Source organism: Streptomyces sp. NPDC020801 (assembly GCF_044334385.1).
In the GTDB taxonomy this organism is placed as follows: Bacteria; Actinomycetota; Actinomycetes; order Streptomycetales; family Streptomycetaceae; genus Streptomyces.
Genome location: NZ_JBIRST010000009.1, coordinates 232,279 through 249,220, shown reverse-complemented (window position 1 = coordinate 249,220; position 16,942 = coordinate 232,279). Strand labels below are relative to the sequence as shown.

The following is a 16,942-nucleotide window of genomic DNA, read 5'->3' as shown; positions in this document are numbered from 1 at the left end:
GTCAGGTGCTGGACGGGACCGACCGGGCCGTGTCAAAGACGGCGGCCACGGCCTTGCGGGTGCGCTCCTGGCTGGACGGCATGAGGTGCGCGTAGACGCGGAGAGTCAGACCGGGGTCCGAGTGACCGAGGTACTCGGCGAGAGCCTTGATGTTCTCTCCCGCGTCGAGGAGCACCGAGGCGTAGAAGTGACGGAGGGCGTGCATGCCGTTCTCGCGGGACTCGACGTACGACCCGCCCGGCTTCCGCTCGGGGATCACGCCAGCCGAGGCGAGGGCACGCTTCCACACCTCCTCGTTGAGCGACGTACGCCAGACGTGCCCGCCGCGTGGTCCGGTGAAGATCAGCCGCTTGGTCACCGGAGGCCCGTCCGCCACCTTCCACGGCAAGGTGATCTCGACCGGCGGGAACCGCTTCATGTGGGCCCGGAGGGCGTCAGCGACTGGACCGGGGAGCGGTACGTCCCGGAGCTTGCCACCCTTCGGCGGGGCGAAGACCGGCTTGCTGCGGCTCAGCTTGAGCTGCTGGACCACGTGGAGGGTGTCCGACTCGAAGTCGATCGCGTCGACGGCCACGCCCAGGATCTCGCCTTGCCGAAGGCCGCAGCCGCCACCCAGGTCGACCATGGCTTGGTAGCGCTCGGGCATGCCGGCCCGGACGGCGAAGACCCGTTCCGGCGTCCAGGGCACGACGCGCTTGTTGTCCACAGTCGGTGGACGGACTGAGCGGGCGGCGCACGGGTTCCGGGGAAGGTGTCCGTCGTCGACAGCCGCGCTCAGGGCGGCGCGCACGTTGGAGTAGATCGTCCGGGCATACGAGCCGCGGACGCCGTTCTCCTGGAGCTGCCGCACCCAGTCGCGGATGTGAGCGGGCTGGAAGGAGCCGAGAGGGCGCGACCCCAGGTAGGGATAGGCGTGCAACCGGAGCTGCGACTCCATCGAGGCCTGGGTGTTCGGGTCCGGCGCGTGGGTCACCCACTTCTCGGCGTACTGCTGGAAGGTGATCCGGGCCGCGCGGGGGTCGATGTACTGGCCCCGCGTCATGTCCGCTTCGGTCTGCGCCAGCCACTGTTCGGCGAGCCGCTTCTGACGGTCGGGGAAGCTCTTGGACTTCTCGGTGCCGTCCGGGCCCACGTAGCGGGCGCGATAGCGCATGCCCGTGCCGTAGCGCTCGGCCTTGACCTTGCGAGGCTTGCCGTCCGGACCCTTCTCTTCCTTGTACCAGCGGTCTTGGATGTGTCCGGCCATCAGGCAGCGGCCCCCTTGATCTGGGACTCCACCCAGGCGCGTACGTCGTCCGGATCGAATCGCAGGTGCCGGCCGACCCGGAAGCCGCGAGGACCGGTGCGCTTACGACGCCACTGGTAGACCGTCTCGACACTGGGCAGCTCGAACATCTCCACCAGGTCGTCAGGAGTCAGGAACCGCGAGGGCAGGGCGCGCGGTTGGGCTTGAGCCACTGTGCTGCGTCGGTCAGCCACGGGTGGGTTCTCCTTCCGTTCCGGGGGCGGGTTCGAGGGATGCGGCGAGCCAGGCTTCGGCGCCGGAGAGGCCGGTTCCGGCGAAGACCCAGTGAGCGAGCACGAGGGTCGAATCCGACGCGGTCTCGGTCGCGGCAGCAGCTTGGGCCCGGCGCCAGTCCGCGCGGGCGTCGCGGAGGGCGCCGAGGGTGGTGGAGTAGCGGCGGGACTTGGTGGAGAAGTGGCCACGGAATCCGAGCATGTGGGCCCAGGCGCGCAGGCGGAGGTGTTCCAGGTCCTTGCGTGCGCCAAGGGTCCAGGCTGTTCGCACCAGTCGGCGGGCATGCTCGCTGATGTCGAGCTGGGCCAGTTCGGCGAGGAACTTCAGCGGGCGGTCGAGAGCTCCCGTGGCGGTCTCGGCACCCTTGGTCGCGTACTTGGCGATGTACGCAGCTACAGCGCGCTCGGTCAGCTCCTGGTCGCCGTTGAAGTCGGCGGACCGGATGGTGCGCACGTCGAGCTGGCGGCCGAAGGCGAATGTGTGGGAGCGACCGTCGATAACCGGGCTGTCAACGCGGACCTTGCCAGCGGCGGCGCCGATGGCATCGGTGAGCAGCTCGGCGGTGGCCCAGGCGGGCGGCGGGGTGTCGCCGCCGGTCGGGCCGTCGATGCGGATGACGGCATGGAAGTGGACGGCCCCGCGCTTTTGGTACTCGGCGACCTTGGCGAAGGAGACGCGGGCGTGTTCGCGGAAACGCCGCTGGGACAGGCCCGCTCGCTTGGCGACCTCGCGGCGCAGATAGGTGGAAAAGCGCCGCCACAGGACACCCGCGTGAGCGTTCCAGAGAACGGCAGCTTCGTAGTCGTAGGTGTCCGGGTCGAGCGGAGTGCCAAGGGTGTCGTCATCCTGATCGTGGTGGGCGCCGCAGCGGCAGGTACGGCCGCTGGAGGGGTGGTTGTGGACCGGGCCGAAGCTCGGTGCGGTGAACGTGGCGAAGACGCGCGGATGGGCTGCGACCTGTTCGGGGAGGCCTTTACCGCCACGCAGGCCCGAAGTGATCAGGTGGAAGGTGTCGCGGCGGTAGACCTCCGCGCAGGCCGGGCAACGTGTGGTGCGGCGGTTGTTGCAGCGGACGAGGAGCTGGCCGGCCGGAAGCTCTGACGAGTCGAGGTGCTGGAGGACGCGGCCGATCTCGCCGGTGGTGGTGTCGAGGTCGTATTCGGTGCGGTGGCCGTCGAGGCGGATGGGATGGGTGCAGCCGCCGAGCCCGGAGAGCTGACGGAGGATACCGGGCAGGGTGCCGCCCGAGGCCAGGTTCACGAGTTCCGGAAGCGGCGGCGGGGTGGTACGGGTGAAGATGGCGGTTCTCCTTCTGGCTGGCTCGGTCAGGAGTGATGGGGCCCGGGGCGGCGGATGCTTGGTCTGTCGTGCCGCCCCGGGTGCCGGGCGGAGGGCTCAGCGGCGGTGGTGGTCGCGGAGCATGGAGCGCAGGACCATGGCGGCGACGGCCACGGATATGGCCGTGACGGCGACGGCGGCCAGGAGCGCGGTGAGGACGACCCCACCGACGAGCAGGGCTATGACCGCCTTGTGATCGATGGACAGCGCCGGAAGCGAGCGGCGAGCGGGCGCCGGGTCGGCCGGGGTGTGGGTGTGCGCGGGCGGCGGTGTCGGGCTGTCCGGGTACTTGGGCAGGAACACGGGACGATCTCCTTATCTACTCGTCTAGGCATGTTGGCCGTTTACAACGTCGACTCCGGAGCGCGTGCCGGACTCGATGGCGGGGGCCAGGAAGGTGTGAGAGAGCCAGAAGCCGAAGAGGGCGATCAGGACGACGATCCAGGTGCGGACGCCGAGGAACTTGACCGCTCCCCAGGCGAAGAGGCCGAGGACGACGACGAGCGGCAGGCTGACGGTCACGGGGTTCGGGGTCCTTTCAGCGGACGGGGCAGCGGTGGGTGCGGGCGGCCAGTTCGGCGGCGGCGCGGCTGTCGTAGTCGGCGGAGAAGCCGCAGCGCGGGGCGGTGCAGGCGGCGGTGTGCTTCTCGCGGCCCCGGTTGTCGTAGGCGGTGCCGACCTGGACGGGGCCGATACGGGTGACGTCGCGGAAGCGGCGGTTTGCGGCCATGGGTTCAGTCCTCCTCTCGGTGGGTCGGGCCGGGAAAGCCGCCCAGGATGCGGGCGGCTTCGACGGGGTCCGGGGTGAGTTCGGCGGCGGCTTCGGCGAGGAGCCGGGCGAGTGCCGGTCGGCCGCTTGCGGCCATGTCGCGGGCCGCGTCGAGGTAGTCGGCGGCGGTGTTGAAGCTGAAAAGGGGCACGAGTCAGCTCCCTGTGGGGGTGAGTTGGGCGGCGATGGCTTCGGCCATGGGGGCCGGGACGCCGAGGCGGGCGCGGAGGGTCGGGGTGTCGATGGGTGTTCCGGTGCGGGTGTGGTGGTCGGCGGCGACCTTGCGGGCGTGCGCCACAAGGGCGGCCGGGACGGCCACGGCGGGTTGTGTGGGGCGTTCCGGTGGTGCCTCGATGGCCGGTTGGGCGGGTGGCTCGGGTGCGGATTCGGGATCTTCCGCCTTGTCCTCGATGACCGCAGCGTCGCTATCTGCCTGCTTGGGTGTGGTGTGGGCGAGGAGGGTGCCGCCGAGGAAGGCGACTGCGGGCCAGCCCGCGACGAGGATGCGCAGCCAGGCCGGCACCTGGTGCACGTTGAGCAGTCCGGCGGTGGCGACGTTGGCGCCTAGGGATGCGGTGAGCGCGATGACGAACCAGCACCACCCGGCGGCTTTCGCGTCGCTGGACCGGAGTCGACGCCAGGCGGCGACGAGCAGCAGGTCGACGCTGATCGGGTAGGCCCACGCTTTCCACCCGTCCTGTCCGGCGGCCGAGGCGATGTCGTGCAGGTGGGCGAAGGACAGCGCGGCGGCGATTACCGCTTGGACGAGCACCGCGTCGACGCGGGCCAGGTGGGCGCGCATGCTGCGGCTCCTTTTCGGATTCGGGCATGGGAGGGGTAGGGACGCGGCGAGAGACGGTCACGCCAACCGGATTGAGGGGGTGAGGGTCAGTCGGTCACCGGTCGCGGCTTGACGAGCGAGCCCGGAGCTGCAACCGGCTGTACGGGGACATCGGGCCGGAAGGGCTTGAGTGCGGGCAGGTCGGGCACCAGGTCCGCCGACTCCCGGCAGATCTCGGCGGCATCGCCGAGGGACAGATACGGCGTGCGGATGCGGGACCAGCCGCCGGAGGTGTCACCGGCCACGGCGAGGCCAGGCCGTTCGGGAGCGATGGCGCAGGCAGCCATGACGGCTTCGGGGGCGATGTCGCCGAGCGCCATCTTGGCGGAGGCTTCGTCGTTGACGCGGTGACAGACCCGGCCGGTCAGCTGCGCCCGGAGCATGGTGGCGCCCTTGCCGAGTTCGGCGCCGAAGCGCTGCCCGCAGACCTCCAGGTAGATGCCGGCGGCGCGGCCGAGCTGGGCGAGGCGGATGAGCTGGGTGACCATCTCATCCCGCCGTTCCTCGTCCTTCCTGGTCGCAACGAGGAAGAGTTCGGCCACCTCGTCGACGAACAGCACAACGGGCACCGGGCGTTCGTGCTCGGGCAGTCCCCAGATGTCGGAGGTGATCTCCTCATCCGGGGTGCCCGGCGCGATCCCCTGCCGGGCCTTGATCAGGTCGTAGCGGTCCTCCATTTCCTTCACGAGCACGGGCAGCAGTTCGGCCGCCTGCTCCGGGTCGGTGGCCAGCGCCGAGAGCCGGGCGGCGAAGGGCGCCAGCTCCACGCCCCGCTTGCAGTCGATACCGACCAGAGCGACCGGCTGAGGAGCGAGTCCGGCGATCAGGTGGCGCAGGTACATCGACTTACCCGACAACGTTGCGCCGAGGGTGAGCTGATGCGGAATGGTGCGGTAGTCGCGCACGAAGGGCATGGCGTCCTCCCGCAGCGCCACCGGCACCTTGAGAAACCCGCCGCCGGTCTTCCGGGGCATCCGCACCCGCCGCAGCACGTCGAACCCGACGAGCCGCAGCTCGACCACGCCCGGCTTGACAGTCGTGACGTACACGGCGTGAACGCCCCAGGCATGCCGCAGCCGCTCAGCCGAAGCGGCGACATCGGCGGGTTCCTGCCCCGGCGCGAGCCGGAGCCGAAGCCGCAGCCCGGTCGAGGTGGGCCGGATGATGCCCCGACGAGGCGGCACCGGCCGCACCTCCCGCCGAGTGGTCGCCTTCACGGCAAGGACCCGCAGCCGCGACGGAGCGACGGTCAGGCCGCACGCCTCCATGACCGAGCCGTACGAGCCGAGCAGCCGGACGGTGGATATCGGCAGGCCGACCGTGGACCAGTACACCCCCGGGTACTTGGCCCGGGTGTAGGCGGCCCCGCCGCCGAGCGAGGCGAGGGGACCACCCACCTCCAGCAGTGTCGTCAGGTCGGTCATCAGGCAGCGGCCCCGGTCGAGGCCGGGAAGGCAGCCGGGGTGACGGCAGCAGCGCGGAAGGCGATGCCGTGCCGCTGCTGGCCGTTGAACACCGACTCCCACGGCCGGGCCACCAGGCCCGGCAGCGAGACCGGCGCCCCGAGGGCCAGCCCCTCGGAAATGCCGCCCTCCGGAACGGTGACCTTGATCAGCGACGACTCGCCGTCCTCGATGTAGACGACGCCGAGCGTCATCAGCGCCTCACCGCTGGTCGCGTCCTTGGCGATCTCGCCGGTCTGCCGGTCGCGGACCTTCGGCTCCGGAGCCTCCGTGAGCAGGATCGTCGCGGCCGAGGTCTCAACACGGATGGTACGCAAGGAACTTCCCCTATCTACTCGTCTATACATGATGTGTCTTGCGAACCCGGCTTCCCGGGATCACGGGGACCACCTTGCCACACAACTTGCCCACTCGTCTATACGAGTAAGCGTGTTGGGGTGTACGAGTTCGGGAAGGCGTCCCCGCGCACCACCGCTGACCAGGCAATCAGGTCGCCGGAAGCTGATACGACAGCACGTAAGCGTCCGCCGCCATCACCGTGTCGCACACCTCCACGGGCCGCCCCTCGGTGTCGAAGGCGGTCCGGATCAGGTGGATGACCGGCACGCCGGAGGCCAGCCGGAGCGTCTTCACCTCGGTGGGCGAGGGCATCCGGGCCCGGATCTCCTCCTCGAAGTGGTCGAGTCGATGCCCCAGCTCCTCAAGGCGGGCGTAGATGCCGCCGGGCCCAGGGTTGGGCTCGGCGATCGGCGTCCCCCGCGCGATGTCGAGCGGCAGATAGGACGTGGCGAACTCCACCGGTCGCCCGTCCAGCAGATACCGGCGCCGCCGGGCGAGCACCCGCCGCACGGAGCCGAGCCGCGTGGAGACGTCCTGACTGGCCTTCTCCTCCTTGACCTCCAGGCTGTCGACCTGCGGGTGACTGCCGGCGGCGTTGGCCTCCACGATGAACGCGGACTTGCCCTGTTCGCGGTGGCGCCGGGCGAACCGGTCGGAGGCGAGGCGCCGCACGGGTGGCCGTGGTCGCACGAAGACGCCCTTGCCGTGCTCGGCGTGCACGAGCCCTTCGCCCTGGAGGATGGAGAAGGAGTTTCGGACGGTCATCCGGGAAACTCCGTAGTGCTCGACAAGGTCGGCTTCGGAGGGCAGTTTCTCGCCCTCCTTGAATCGCCCACGGTCGATGGCCTCGCGCAACTGGTCGGCGATCTGCCGGAAGACCGCACGATCGCTCGTGGGGTCGAGATCGCCGAGGAGGCCGGAAGGAAGAGGACTCACGAGTACTCCTTTAGGTATCTAGACGAGTGGGCGAGTGTTGTTGCTACGGTGGAGAGCCTAGCCAGCCGAGAGGGCCGAGGAACGTGAGCACAGAACGCCCGCACTCCGTGAGCGTCGCCGGAGTCGTCATCGATGGCCAGGGCCGGGCCCTGCTGATCCAGCGGCGCGACAACGGCAAGTGGGAACCCCCGGGCGGCGTCCTCGAACGCGAGGAGACCATCCCCGAGGCCCTGCAGCGCGAAGTCCTCGAAGAGACCGGTATCAAGATCGCACTTCCGGTGACCCTGACCGGCGTCTACAAGAACATGACGGGCTTGATCGTCTCGCTGGTCTTCCGCTGCGAGGCCGCGGACGGCATGCCCACCACCGGTGACGAGACCCGCGCGTTGTGCTGGGCGACTCGCGAAGAGGTCACCGAGCTGTGCGACGAGGCGTACGCGATCCGTGTCCTGGATGCACTCGACGCGGCGTTCCCGCCCGCCATCCGCGCCCACGACGGCGTGAAACTCGTCTAGCCCGAACCCGCTGCACATGGCGGCCTATCAGCACGAAGGAACTTGTATGCACGAGTATACGAGTACAGCTCGGGTCTGGGGACTCACTTGCCCAGGATTTCCCGAAGAGGTCAGCCGGGCCCGCCGCTGGACCCGCGACATCCTGCGCGGCTCCCCTTTAGCCGAAGACGCCGAACTGATCGTGAGCGAGCTCAGCGCGAACGCGATCCTCCACACCGCCAGCGGCCTGGAATCCGGCAGCTTCCACCTGGCCCTTGCCGTCTCCCCGCAGGTCATCGCCCTCTCGGTCAGCGACGACGGAGGCGCCACCACCGCCCCGAAGGCCGAGCATCAGGACCAGGACGCCGAACACGGCCGAGGCCTGGGCATGGTCAGCACCATCGCCCACCGAGTCGTAGTCCACGACAGCGACAGCGGCCGCACCGTCACCGCGGAACTCTTCACCGGCCACCGCGCAGGAGGCCACCCATGCTGATCGACAAGCCACAGCGCGGCTACTGGTGCGAGTGCTGGACCGAGAACCTCACGGAGGGCAGGCCGCCGGCACTCCGGGCATCCTTCGACGCCTACACCGCACCCCAGGCAGACCGATGGGTCGCCGTCGCACTTCGCACAATCTCCCCAGCACTCGACCCCGACGCATCCGAAGAGGCCTGGAGCTGGCTCTACAACGGCCGCATCGAGACCAGACGAGCTCTCCTGCGCTCGGAGCCCTGCACCGTGTCAGTCACCCAGGCCAGCACCCGTATCACCTGGACGATCCGCCCAGTGCTCTTCGTACCGCTCGCCCACCGACAGGGCACCGAACTCCCAGCCTGCGCATACGCCTTCACGCCCCAGCGGGCCGACTGAGTTACAACTTTCTCTACTGGTTCAAGGCGGCTCGCTCCGCTCACCGCGCGCGGCCCGGCCCCCGGCCGGGCCTGCGCTCCTGTCTCCGCCCCGCTCCAGCCCGGCCGGCGCCCGTGCCCCGCGTGCAGAAATCAGCCGCTTGCCGTAGAAGGGGGTACGTCGTGGCTGGGGCGGCAGGCTCCACGGCTTTACGGAGCCCCTTTGGCGCGAGCCTCAAGCCCCTGCCACAGTGACAGAGTCATCGAGGCGGCCAGGCAGGCGCAGGTAGCCGCTGGCGAGCGCCCAAGGCACCGTCGATCGCATTGACCGCAACGGCTGGCACTCTCACGTGCACGCGAGAGAGCAATCCGAGGCTATAGCCCACCTGAGTGGCATTTTTCGCGTCGGATGGCCGAGATGGTCGCTAGCTACTTAGCCTTAGGAGGTAAAAACAAGTCCCCTTAGGGAAGTACGCCATAGGGAGAAAAAGTGCCAGATGAACAGGATATTCAGCCAGGGGACATGGTCCTCTTTTCAAGACCTACTGGCGAACTTGCAGACCCGTACGAGTGGATTCATCACGAGGGGGACGCGGCAGGCGTAATCGTAAATCGCGCCGATCTGAGTCTGAGTGCACATGAGGTCGAGAGTGGTGAGTTCGATCCCGACTTCAAAGTATACCTGCCAAAGAGACGAGAGTTCATCGATCTCGCAGATCACCTCTTGGGAACTCCGGAGAGTGACGTTTACATCGCGCACCAATTGGAGGGAGATAGGTTCTCTGCAAGGATTTCAAATGAAATCGATAGGGCTCTCAGGACAACCCGGCACAGTGAAGCTCTTAAACATGTACAGCGCCTCCTTGAGGGAGCATCATTTCAAACCCCCGAGCTTGTGGGGCGGCACTGCAAGAGGTGTGGCAGAACACGTCCGTGCGAGATTCATAGTTGGGACTGCTAGTGACGATCTGGGGTCGACCGAGAGAACTTGCCTCCGGTTACGCTCTGGGGTCTGTCGGGGGAGCACCCATTTCCATCCTTGGCGGGTTTTCCCTTACTGCGGCCATCACTGCCGCCAAACAACCATGCCAGTCTCCCTGGCGAGACCTAGCCATCCTGATGCTTGGCGTGGCCGTTGCGAGCTTCATGCTAGGTATTTTCTTTATTGCGGCGGCTGCGCCGTTCATCGTTAAGCCTGACGAAAGACTCTCATGGGAGCCTGAAGCGAAGTATGACACGGAAGCACTTGAAGCCGTTCGGTATACCCAGCGGCAAGACGAATGGATGCTGGATCAATACGAAAAACGTAAAACACGAGCCATCGTATGCGGGGTTATTTCTACGCTTTTGGGACTGGCGTTCCTCCTCCTCACGACCGATCGAACCTGGGGTGTTTATGCCACCGTGGCCGCTTTGGTGATCGCCGCAGTCGGTGTGGTCTGCTTCTTTGTTTCGGCACCTGGATGGCTCTTCCCTGGACTGGCCAATTTCCCGGACCCACCGGAATCCTTGCCACCCCTTAGCACCGAAGAGCGCGCGATGATTGGCTTTGAGGAAGGGGAAACTAGGCCGAACCGACTGAGGCGACTATTCGGAAAGTGATCGCGGAAGCATATTTGCCCCAGTCGAGCAGCAAATGGATAAGCGTATTTCGCCGCGTCGTGGGTGTTGTTGGTTACGGAGCGGGCGGTGTTCCTGCCGTAGTCGCGTCACGCGCGGCGCGTCCGACGGCCCGCATGTCAGTGGAGTCGCTGCGCTGCGTGAGGAACAGTTTCGCCAGCGAGAGCAGGCTTGGGCCACACAAGGCTGTTGCCAGCCACGGTTGGTCTCGCGCCGTCCATACGCCAGCAGCGAGCATGGATAGCGAAAGCACCACGCTGGCAATGAGGCTGTATACGCGAAATGCATGCTTACGCCTGCGCTCCGCATCCCGCGCCTGACTCTCCGCAGCCGCTTTAGAGGCAGCCGCTTCACGTTCGGCTGCCTCTTTGAGAGTTGTCGCTTCTATCTCCGCCTGAGCTCGCTGATTCTCCAACTGCCGCAGTCGCATCTGATGCTCGCGCTTAAGTTGCGGCTCCAGAGCCCGCAAAGCAACTTCGAGCTTCTCGGGGCCTCCTAGAGCGGCACCCCATTTCATGGCAATCTCAAAACCTGCCGAGGCGACCGAATCAGGCTGTGTAACTGGTGCCGGCAGGTTCTCTTCCAAGCTCACTGCTCGACACCCCCGCCACCGCTTCCTACGGGTGTGTAATGTCGAACAGTTGGTTCAGGCGGTGGCCCGAGTCGGACGAAGAGTCGAGCCAGCGCATCGTCGATCGTCGTAGCGGCAGCCACACTATCGTCAGTCACGGGAATGTCTTGGCTAGGGCCTACGTGTTGCTCAAGGCCAGTGATGACTCCCGCGCTAGGTCGAGCTCCGAAGTGGTCGAGGAGTCGATTAAGACGCTCCAGATACTGTCGCGCCGAGGTCTGGTCGCGCAATAGCGGGGACTGCCGTAAGGCCCTTTCCCACACGTTCATCTCAATAGCGGCAACAGTCGAATTCCGCACGAGTGGCAAGTTTGCTGTTAGCCGATTACGCGTGTCTGCCAAGCGACGGATGACCGAATATACTTCAGAACCGGTGGATTGCTCAGTGAGTAGGACTTCAAAGAAGGCTTTCTTAAATTCATCCCACCAGTCAGACTGTGCGGCTCCAACTACTAGTTGGGCAGCCTGTGCCAACACATCGAACACGACATCTTTCCGCTGCTGTTCCGGTGGCATCCCCATCTGCGCCCCCTCGCTCCGCCAAGCCACTCCGACCGTAGCGGCCTTCGAGAGGAACTGGCCAGAGTGCAGCCGTCTCCTCTGGGCACCTTCGACCATGCGACTCACGGCGGACCTACTCTGCATGGCCCCACGGAGTGAGTGGTCGGCTACCTGCCGACCTGACCGTTGACGGGCAGGAACAGCGCAAACGGTGAAGGCAGCCAAGCCCGACAGGGACCGGCCACCTCCCTCGAGCGCTCCTAGCTTCCCAAGCTGAGGGAGCAGCACCGTTGTCACGGCCCGGCCGTCGTGACTTGCTCTAGTCGTACGCATGGCAGCGTGGCTGAGGCCGGTGGGGGTGCAGCGAGGCACACGCGTGCGTGGTCGGTCGGCGCACCCGCCGCCCTGGCTGACTGTCGTCGGCTGAGGTTCGTGCCACAACCGTGCCAGATACAGGGGTCAGCAACGGTCAACCTGGTTGCCCTGCAGCCGAGTTGTCAGTCGCCTCACCAGGTATCGAAAGCCCAGGTTAGCAGCGTGATCCCCCACCCTCTCTCCTAAAGCGGTGGTCAGTGGCAGACCCGTGAGGTTCGACGTACTGACCGGTGTGCGCCCCGATCGCCTTATGCCATCGGCCATGCGCCCTGCCCTAGATCTCCGGAAAGGGCCGCGCCGACCGCGGCGATAACCGCAGGCGGGCGTCGACGCGGCCCTGTACGGTCGCGACCATGAAGAAGTGGGTGGTCCCTGAGAACTCGAACAAGCGCGTCCAACGCGCGAGCCGGACGATCGGTAAGGGGACGGGCACGCCCGAGGAGATCCGGGAGGCGCGGGACGTCCTGAGCAACTACCGTCTCGCCCACGCATTTCCTCTGAACGCGGTGACCGTGACCGTGCGGCAGCGAGCGCTCGACGTGAACCCGAACGCCGTCGTGGCCGAGCGCCGGAAGCGCCTGCCCACGATCCTGGACAAGTTGAAGCGCCACCCCACGATGAGCGTGACCACCATGCAAGACTTGGGGGGCTGCCGGGTGGTCTTCGACACCGTCGCCGAGGCGGACGAGTTGGTCAGCGTCCTGGCGGACTTGCCACGGAGCAAGAACCGCGTCAAGAAGGTCTACGACTACCTACGTGATGACCCGGGGCCACGCGACTCTGGCTACCGGGGTGTTCACCTGGTGTACGAGTACGGAGCCTCGAAAAAGGAATACCACGGCCTGCGGATCGAGCTGCAGGTGCGCACGCGGCTCCAGCACGCCTGGGCGACCGCCGTCGAGACCATGGATTTGTTCTCGGGCAGCGAGCTGAAGTACGGGAAGGGCGACGCGGACGTGCTCAGGTTCTTCGTCCTGGTCGGCTCGCTCATGGCGTACGAGGAAGGCACCACCCCGGTACCCGGCGCCGAAGGGACGCGGGAGGAGTTGGCGGACGAGTTGGCGCGCCTGGAGGCGAACGTCGGCGTTCTGGAGCGGCTACGGGGCTACGCGGCGATCGTGGGCGAGCACGCCAAGACGGACCGCCGCAACACCCTGACCCTGGAGCTCTGGCGGACCGAGGGACAGCTCACAGTGACGGTACACGAGACGCTGGCCGCCGCGGAGGCCCGGATCACCGAGTTGGAGGCATTGGACGACGAGGACTTGGACGCGGTGCTCATCAACATCGCCCGGATCAGCCAGCTTCGCGACGCGTACCCGAACTACTTCGCAGACACCGGCCGTTTCACCGAGTTCGTCGTGGCGTGCCTAAAAGAAGAGGGCGAGCAGGCGCCGCAAGAAGTGAGCCGGAGTCGTGGGATGAGTGTCTAACTGCGTGACAACGCCGACGCACAACGGCGGACGAGCGCGAACGTCAGCGGACCATCGGGGCAGGTGAGAGCCGCACCAGCCCAAGGCAGCACCAGCGCCCAAGTTGCTTCGGGGCGAAGGGGTCGTGCGTGGGTCGAGCTGCCGAGTTGACTGCGTAGTTCACCACCGATGTACTCCCACACATGCCAGCAAGGGATGACGGTCAGTCACTCGAAGCTCACCCCGCTCTCGCTCAGCCTGTGGCCGCAGCGCAGGATTACGTGGACGGGAGGCTGTCGCAGTACCAGACGTGGTACGACAAGAAGGCCATCAAGACGAAGGCCATGCATCTCCGGATGAGGACGATATCCGTCGTCGGAGGAGCCTTGGTTCCCGTGTTAGTCAACCTTGACCTGTCGTTCGCGAAACTTACCGCTACGGTGCTGAGCTTGATCGTTGTCGGCTCCGTCTCCTTGGAGAGCGTGTACCGCTACCGCGAACAGTGGAAGAACTACAGGTCGACCGAACAACTCCTCGGGCATGAGCGGATCTACTTCGAAACCAAGGTGGGGCCCTACTCAGGTCTCTCGGAGAGTGACGCATTCACGACCTTGGTCGCCCGCGTAGAGCGCGCCATCGCCAACGAGAACTCTGCGACCCTCAACGTGATGACCCTGGGCGGCCAAGTAAGCACTGACGTTCAGACACCGCCCGGCGTCCCTGGTGGTCGGCGAGAGCTTCAGTAGACCGAGCGTGCCACTCGTGTGCCAGATACTGCGGGCAACCACGGGGAACACCGGGGAATGAAGCCCGAGGCCATAGGGCACCGACACTGTTCCGCCGCAGGTCAACAAGGTCCCCACCGCTGGAGCACCCTAGCTTCCCAAGCTGAGGTCTCAGGCACCGTCTTTACGGGGCGGCCGTCACGGCTTGCTGTGATCGACGGCACCGGCAGCGTGGCGGAGGCCGGTGGGGGTGCAGCGAGGCATACGCGTGCGTGATCGGTCGGCAGGCCCGCCGTCGTGGCTGACTGTCGTCGGCTGAGGCACAGACGAACCGGACCCAACTCTGAGGATTCGTCATCTGTCACCCACCTGCGGCTGGCGCGGCAGGGCTGTGCATCCTGGGCACCATGACGAACCCCGAAGGCCCGTATGTGAAGGTGCACTTCCGGCTTGAGACCCAGGACGACTGGCCCCCGGCGTCGGTGGAGAGTCTCTGGGCCGTCGACCAAGGTGACGGCACCGTGCGGCTCGACAACATCCCCTGGTTCGTCCGAGGTATTGCCTGCGGGGACATCGTCGCCACCGAGCCAGATGAGGAAGGCGTGCGATGGGCCGGCGAGGTGGTCCGGCGTTCGGAGAACTGCACTATCCGCCTCATCGTGTTCCGTGACGGCGGCTCGGGAGCTGCACGACAGAGCGTGATCAACGCGTTTGAGAGACTCGGCGTCGACGGCGAGGGCATAGAGCGGTTCGGCATGGTTGCCCTGGACGTCCCGCCCACCGCCGATCTCGCCAAGGTGCAGAGGCTGCTAAAGCACGGCGTAGCGAAGGAGTGGTGGGACATGGAAGAGGGATGCATCACCGAGCAGTGGCGGGCCGCCTCCGCCGTTTGACGCCGTCCATGTGCCCCATGGCTGGGCCGTCCCTGGGCCGTCCGAGGCCGCTCAACAGTGCCCAGGGATGACCAACAACGACCACCAGCCGCACGAGCCCACCACCCCTGACCAGCAAAAACCCAGCTCACCAAGATCCCCGACAAGACCCAGGGCAAGAAGAAGTAAGCGGCACCGATCAAGCCCCCTACCAGCGGTTTTTCTCCTGGTAGGGGCCTCATCCCGTTCCTCGGGGCGTCTTTGGGCCGTCGGACTACGAGGCGGGGCCTCGTACGTACCGAACCGTGCAACGGCATGCCATCAGCGCTGCGATCGTCAGGGCCGCGCCAGCATGTCCCGCAGCTCGGGCGCTTGGACCTCGATCCTCAGCCGTGGACGTGAGACCACGGCAGCCTCCCTCTGTGTCGATAAAGAGTGGATCGCGGAACTACCTATTCGTTCAACGCGCCGGTGAGATGAAGGGCGCCCAATAGGGTCGGTATTGGTCCAGGAGGCTGTGAATGCATTATTTTCATTGCCCCCTGTTCCGACCTGCGCGGTGACGTCGCCGCGTCGCCCGTCCGAATCAAACAGGCACGGCCATCCAGCCCATTAATCATTTTCTGAGTATTTACGATCGACTCGTCAGGGTGGGCGAAACCAGTCGAATGAATCGTAACCCGGTCCATGCTGCTGAGTAATATGCCGGCGACAGAAACGGGCGATTCTGCGCGACTGAGAACCGCCAAGTACACGTCACCATCCCCTCACAGGATCTGGCCCCTCCATGACGCTGAACATCCCTGTCGCGCCGCTACGGCGCACATTGTCAGTTTGGACCGCGGCGGTACTTGCCGTGGTGATCGCCGCTTTCGTAGTCGCTGTGACGCCGACACGGGCAAGTGCCATCGCCACACCTGTACCTCTGGGTACGGCGGACAGCTTCGCGGTACTGGCCGGTTCCGCTGTCACCAACACCGGCCCCTCGGTGGTCACCGGAGACCTCGGAGTGAGTCCGGGGACGGCTATCAGCGGATTCCCGCCCGGCCTGGTGCTCGGGGCCCAGCACTCTGCGGACGCTGTGGCCGCTCAGGCCCAGAGCGACCTGGTCGCGGCGTACAACAACGCCGCCGGACAGGCCACCAACGGGGCCCTTCCCGCGGACGCCGGTGGCCTGACGCTGGTTCCGGGCGTCTACACCGCCTCATCCACCCTCGGACTGACCGGCACCCTCACCCTGGACGCCCAGGGGGACCCCAACGCCGTCTGGGTGTTCCAGGTCGGTTCGGGTCTGACGACGGCGTCCGCCAGCCGGGTGCTCCTCATCAACGGCGCCTCGCCGTGCAATGTGTTCTGGCAGGTCGGCAGTTCGGCCACCCTCGGCACCAACTCCACCTTCGTGGGCAACATCCTGGCCCTGACCTCGATCACTGCCACGACGGGCGCGACCATCGACGGGCGGGCGCTGGCCCGTAACGGTGCCGTGACGCTGGATACCAACAAGATCACCCGGCCGCGGTGCGCGGCCGGCACCACCGGTGGGACCACGGGAGGTACCACGACGGCCGGCACCACGGGCGGGACGACGGGTACCACGACGGCCGGCACCACGGGCGGGACGACGGGTACCACGACCGCCGGCACCACGGGCGGGACGACGGGTACCACGACCGCCGGCACCACCGGTGGAACTACGGGTACCACGACGGCCGGCACCACAGGTGGGAACACGACCGGTGGCACCACCGGTGGGACCGGCCATGACCACGGCTGCAAGCCGGACGAGCACAACGGGCCTGGCGACAGGCCGGACGAGCACGACGGGCACGGCGGCAAGCCCGATGAGCACGACGGGCACGGCGGCAAGCCCGATGAGCACGACGGGCACGGCGGCAAGCCCGATGAGCACGACGGGCACGGCGGCAAGCCCGAAAAGCCCGGCAAGAACGATGGCTACGACTGTGATCCCGCCCAGCATGCACGGCCCACTCCGGCGGGGTGAGTGTTCGGAGGTAGCCGCCCACGTGCGCGAGTAGGACGGGCGGCGTGCGGCGCGGATCGTCATCGATTCCGCCGCACGCCGTCGGCGAAAGCTCAGGAGAACCAGGTGAGAGAAGTCGGGACGGAAAGACCGGATGGGGCCGTGCGGGGTGGCGTTGCATCAGCGGATGCCGACGAATCGGACCAGGCTGGCGCCGGGCCGACTGCACAGAAGGGGGGCGGGAGACCTCTTACGTTCCAAGCGTCTTCGGAGCCG

At 66.7% G+C, this 16,942-nt stretch carries 21 protein-coding genes; 9 read left to right on the top strand and 12 right to left on the bottom strand.

The features are described from left to right. Nucleotide 1: 1 nt before the first annotated feature. The 11 genes from ACH4UM_RS20885 to ACH4UM_RS20835 form a co-directional block, all read right to left on the bottom strand. Entirely contained in the window at nucleotides 2-1,246 is a 1,245-nt protein-coding gene (locus tag ACH4UM_RS20885; protein WP_398181186.1) for a tyrosine-type recombinase/integrase, read from the bottom strand. Then, nucleotides 1,246-1,479, bottom strand: a complete 234-nt coding sequence (locus ACH4UM_RS20880) for a helix-turn-helix transcriptional regulator (protein ID WP_398181183.1) — start codon at nucleotides 1,477-1,479, stop codon at nucleotides 1,246-1,248. The genes ACH4UM_RS20885 and ACH4UM_RS20880 overlap by 1 nt, the downstream gene beginning before the upstream one ends. Next, entirely contained in the window at nucleotides 1,472-2,773 is a 1,302-nt protein-coding gene (locus ACH4UM_RS20875; RefSeq protein ID WP_398181433.1) for a replication initiator, read from the bottom strand. The genes ACH4UM_RS20880 and ACH4UM_RS20875 overlap by 8 nt, the downstream gene beginning before the upstream one ends. A 141-nt stretch (nucleotides 2,774-2,914) precedes the next feature. Continuing rightward, nucleotides 2,915-3,160, bottom strand: a complete 246-nt coding sequence (locus tag ACH4UM_RS20870) for a SpdD protein (protein ID WP_398181180.1) — start codon at nucleotides 3,158-3,160, stop codon at nucleotides 2,915-2,917. A 24-nt stretch (nucleotides 3,161-3,184) separates the two neighbouring features. Then, nucleotides 3,185-3,379, bottom strand: coding sequence for a hypothetical protein (locus tag ACH4UM_RS20865; protein WP_398181178.1), 195 nt, complete (start codon nucleotides 3,377-3,379; stop codon nucleotides 3,185-3,187). A gap of 16 nt (nucleotides 3,380-3,395) precedes the next feature. Beyond that, a complete protein-coding gene (locus ACH4UM_RS20860; protein ID WP_366027395.1) occupies nucleotides 3,396-3,587 on the bottom strand; it encodes a mobile element transfer protein in 192 nt (63 codons plus the stop codon). Nucleotides 3,588-3,591: 4 nt separating this feature from the next. Next, entirely contained in the window at nucleotides 3,592-3,777 is a 186-nt protein-coding gene (locus ACH4UM_RS20855; protein ID WP_398181175.1) for a hypothetical protein, read from the bottom strand. A 3-nt stretch (nucleotides 3,778-3,780) separates the two neighbouring features. Then, entirely contained in the window at nucleotides 3,781-4,428 is a 648-nt protein-coding gene (locus tag ACH4UM_RS20850; protein ID WP_398181172.1) for a DUF2637 domain-containing protein, read from the bottom strand. Nucleotides 4,429-4,514: 86 nt separating this feature from the next. After that, nucleotides 4,515-5,891, bottom strand: a complete 1,377-nt coding sequence (locus tag ACH4UM_RS20845; protein WP_398181169.1) for an FtsK/SpoIIIE domain-containing protein — start codon at nucleotides 5,889-5,891, stop codon at nucleotides 4,515-4,517. Next, nucleotides 5,891-6,247, bottom strand: coding sequence for a hypothetical protein (locus tag ACH4UM_RS20840; RefSeq protein ID WP_398181166.1), 357 nt, complete (start codon nucleotides 6,245-6,247; stop codon nucleotides 5,891-5,893). The genes ACH4UM_RS20845 and ACH4UM_RS20840 overlap by 1 nt, the downstream gene beginning before the upstream one ends. A gap of 169 nt (nucleotides 6,248-6,416) precedes the next feature. Beyond that, the gene (locus ACH4UM_RS20835) at nucleotides 6,417-7,205 is read right to left on the bottom strand and encodes a GntR family transcriptional regulator (RefSeq protein WP_398181163.1); all 789 of its coding nucleotides are present in this window, start codon (nucleotides 7,203-7,205) and stop codon (nucleotides 6,417-6,419) included. A 107-nt stretch (nucleotides 7,206-7,312) separates the two neighbouring features. Between ACH4UM_RS20835 and ACH4UM_RS20830 the strand changes: the two genes are divergently transcribed. The 5 genes from ACH4UM_RS20830 to ACH4UM_RS20810 all read left to right on the top strand — a co-directional run bounded on the left by ACH4UM_RS20830 (nucleotide 7,313) and on the right by ACH4UM_RS20810 (nucleotide 10,152). Then, entirely contained in the window at nucleotides 7,313-7,720 is a 408-nt protein-coding gene (locus ACH4UM_RS20830) for an NUDIX hydrolase (protein WP_398181431.1), read from the top strand. 46 nt (nucleotides 7,721-7,766) lie between these two features. Further along, entirely contained in the window at nucleotides 7,767-8,195 is a 429-nt protein-coding gene (locus ACH4UM_RS20825) for an ATP-binding protein (protein WP_398181161.1), read from the top strand. After that, on the top strand, nucleotides 8,189-8,572 hold the full coding sequence (locus ACH4UM_RS20820) for a hypothetical protein (RefSeq protein ID WP_398181158.1): 384 nt from the start codon (nucleotides 8,189-8,191) through the stop codon (nucleotides 8,570-8,572). Before ACH4UM_RS20825 ends, ACH4UM_RS20820 begins: the two co-directional genes overlap by 7 nt. Nucleotides 8,573-9,040: 468 nt before the next feature. Next, complete coding sequence (locus tag ACH4UM_RS20815) at nucleotides 9,041-9,511, top strand: hypothetical protein (RefSeq protein ID WP_398181155.1); 471 nt, start codon at nucleotides 9,041-9,043, stop codon at nucleotides 9,509-9,511. Between the two features lie 167 nt (nucleotides 9,512-9,678). Further along, complete coding sequence (locus ACH4UM_RS20810) at nucleotides 9,679-10,152, top strand: hypothetical protein (RefSeq protein WP_398181153.1); 474 nt, start codon at nucleotides 9,679-9,681, stop codon at nucleotides 10,150-10,152. A 73-nt stretch (nucleotides 10,153-10,225) separates the two neighbouring features. On the opposite strand, the gene ACH4UM_RS20805 is transcribed toward ACH4UM_RS20810, so the two are convergent. Then, a complete protein-coding gene (locus ACH4UM_RS20805; protein ID WP_398181150.1) occupies nucleotides 10,226-10,762 on the bottom strand; it encodes a hypothetical protein in 537 nt (178 codons plus the stop codon). A gap of 1,267 nt (nucleotides 10,763-12,029) precedes the next feature. Between ACH4UM_RS20805 and ACH4UM_RS20800 the strand changes: the two genes are divergently transcribed. From ACH4UM_RS20800 to ACH4UM_RS20785, 4 genes are all read left to right on the top strand, one after another. Further along, complete coding sequence (locus ACH4UM_RS20800; RefSeq protein WP_398181149.1) at nucleotides 12,030-13,109, top strand: RelA/SpoT domain-containing protein; 1,080 nt, start codon at nucleotides 12,030-12,032, stop codon at nucleotides 13,107-13,109. Nucleotides 13,110-13,348: 239 nt separating this feature from the next. Beyond that, nucleotides 13,349-13,834, top strand: coding sequence for a DUF4231 domain-containing protein (locus ACH4UM_RS20795; protein ID WP_398181146.1), 486 nt, complete (start codon nucleotides 13,349-13,351; stop codon nucleotides 13,832-13,834). 386 nt (nucleotides 13,835-14,220) lie between these two features. Continuing rightward, nucleotides 14,221-14,706: a DUF4265 domain-containing protein gene (locus tag ACH4UM_RS20790; protein ID WP_398181145.1), complete on the top strand. Its 486-nt coding sequence runs from the start codon at nucleotides 14,221-14,223 to the stop codon at nucleotides 14,704-14,706. Nucleotides 14,707-15,568: 862 nt separating this feature from the next. Continuing rightward, entirely contained in the window at nucleotides 15,569-16,687 is a 1,119-nt protein-coding gene (locus tag ACH4UM_RS20785) for an ice-binding family protein (RefSeq protein ID WP_398181142.1), read from the top strand. The last annotated feature ends 255 nt before the right edge of the window (nucleotides 16,688-16,942 follow it).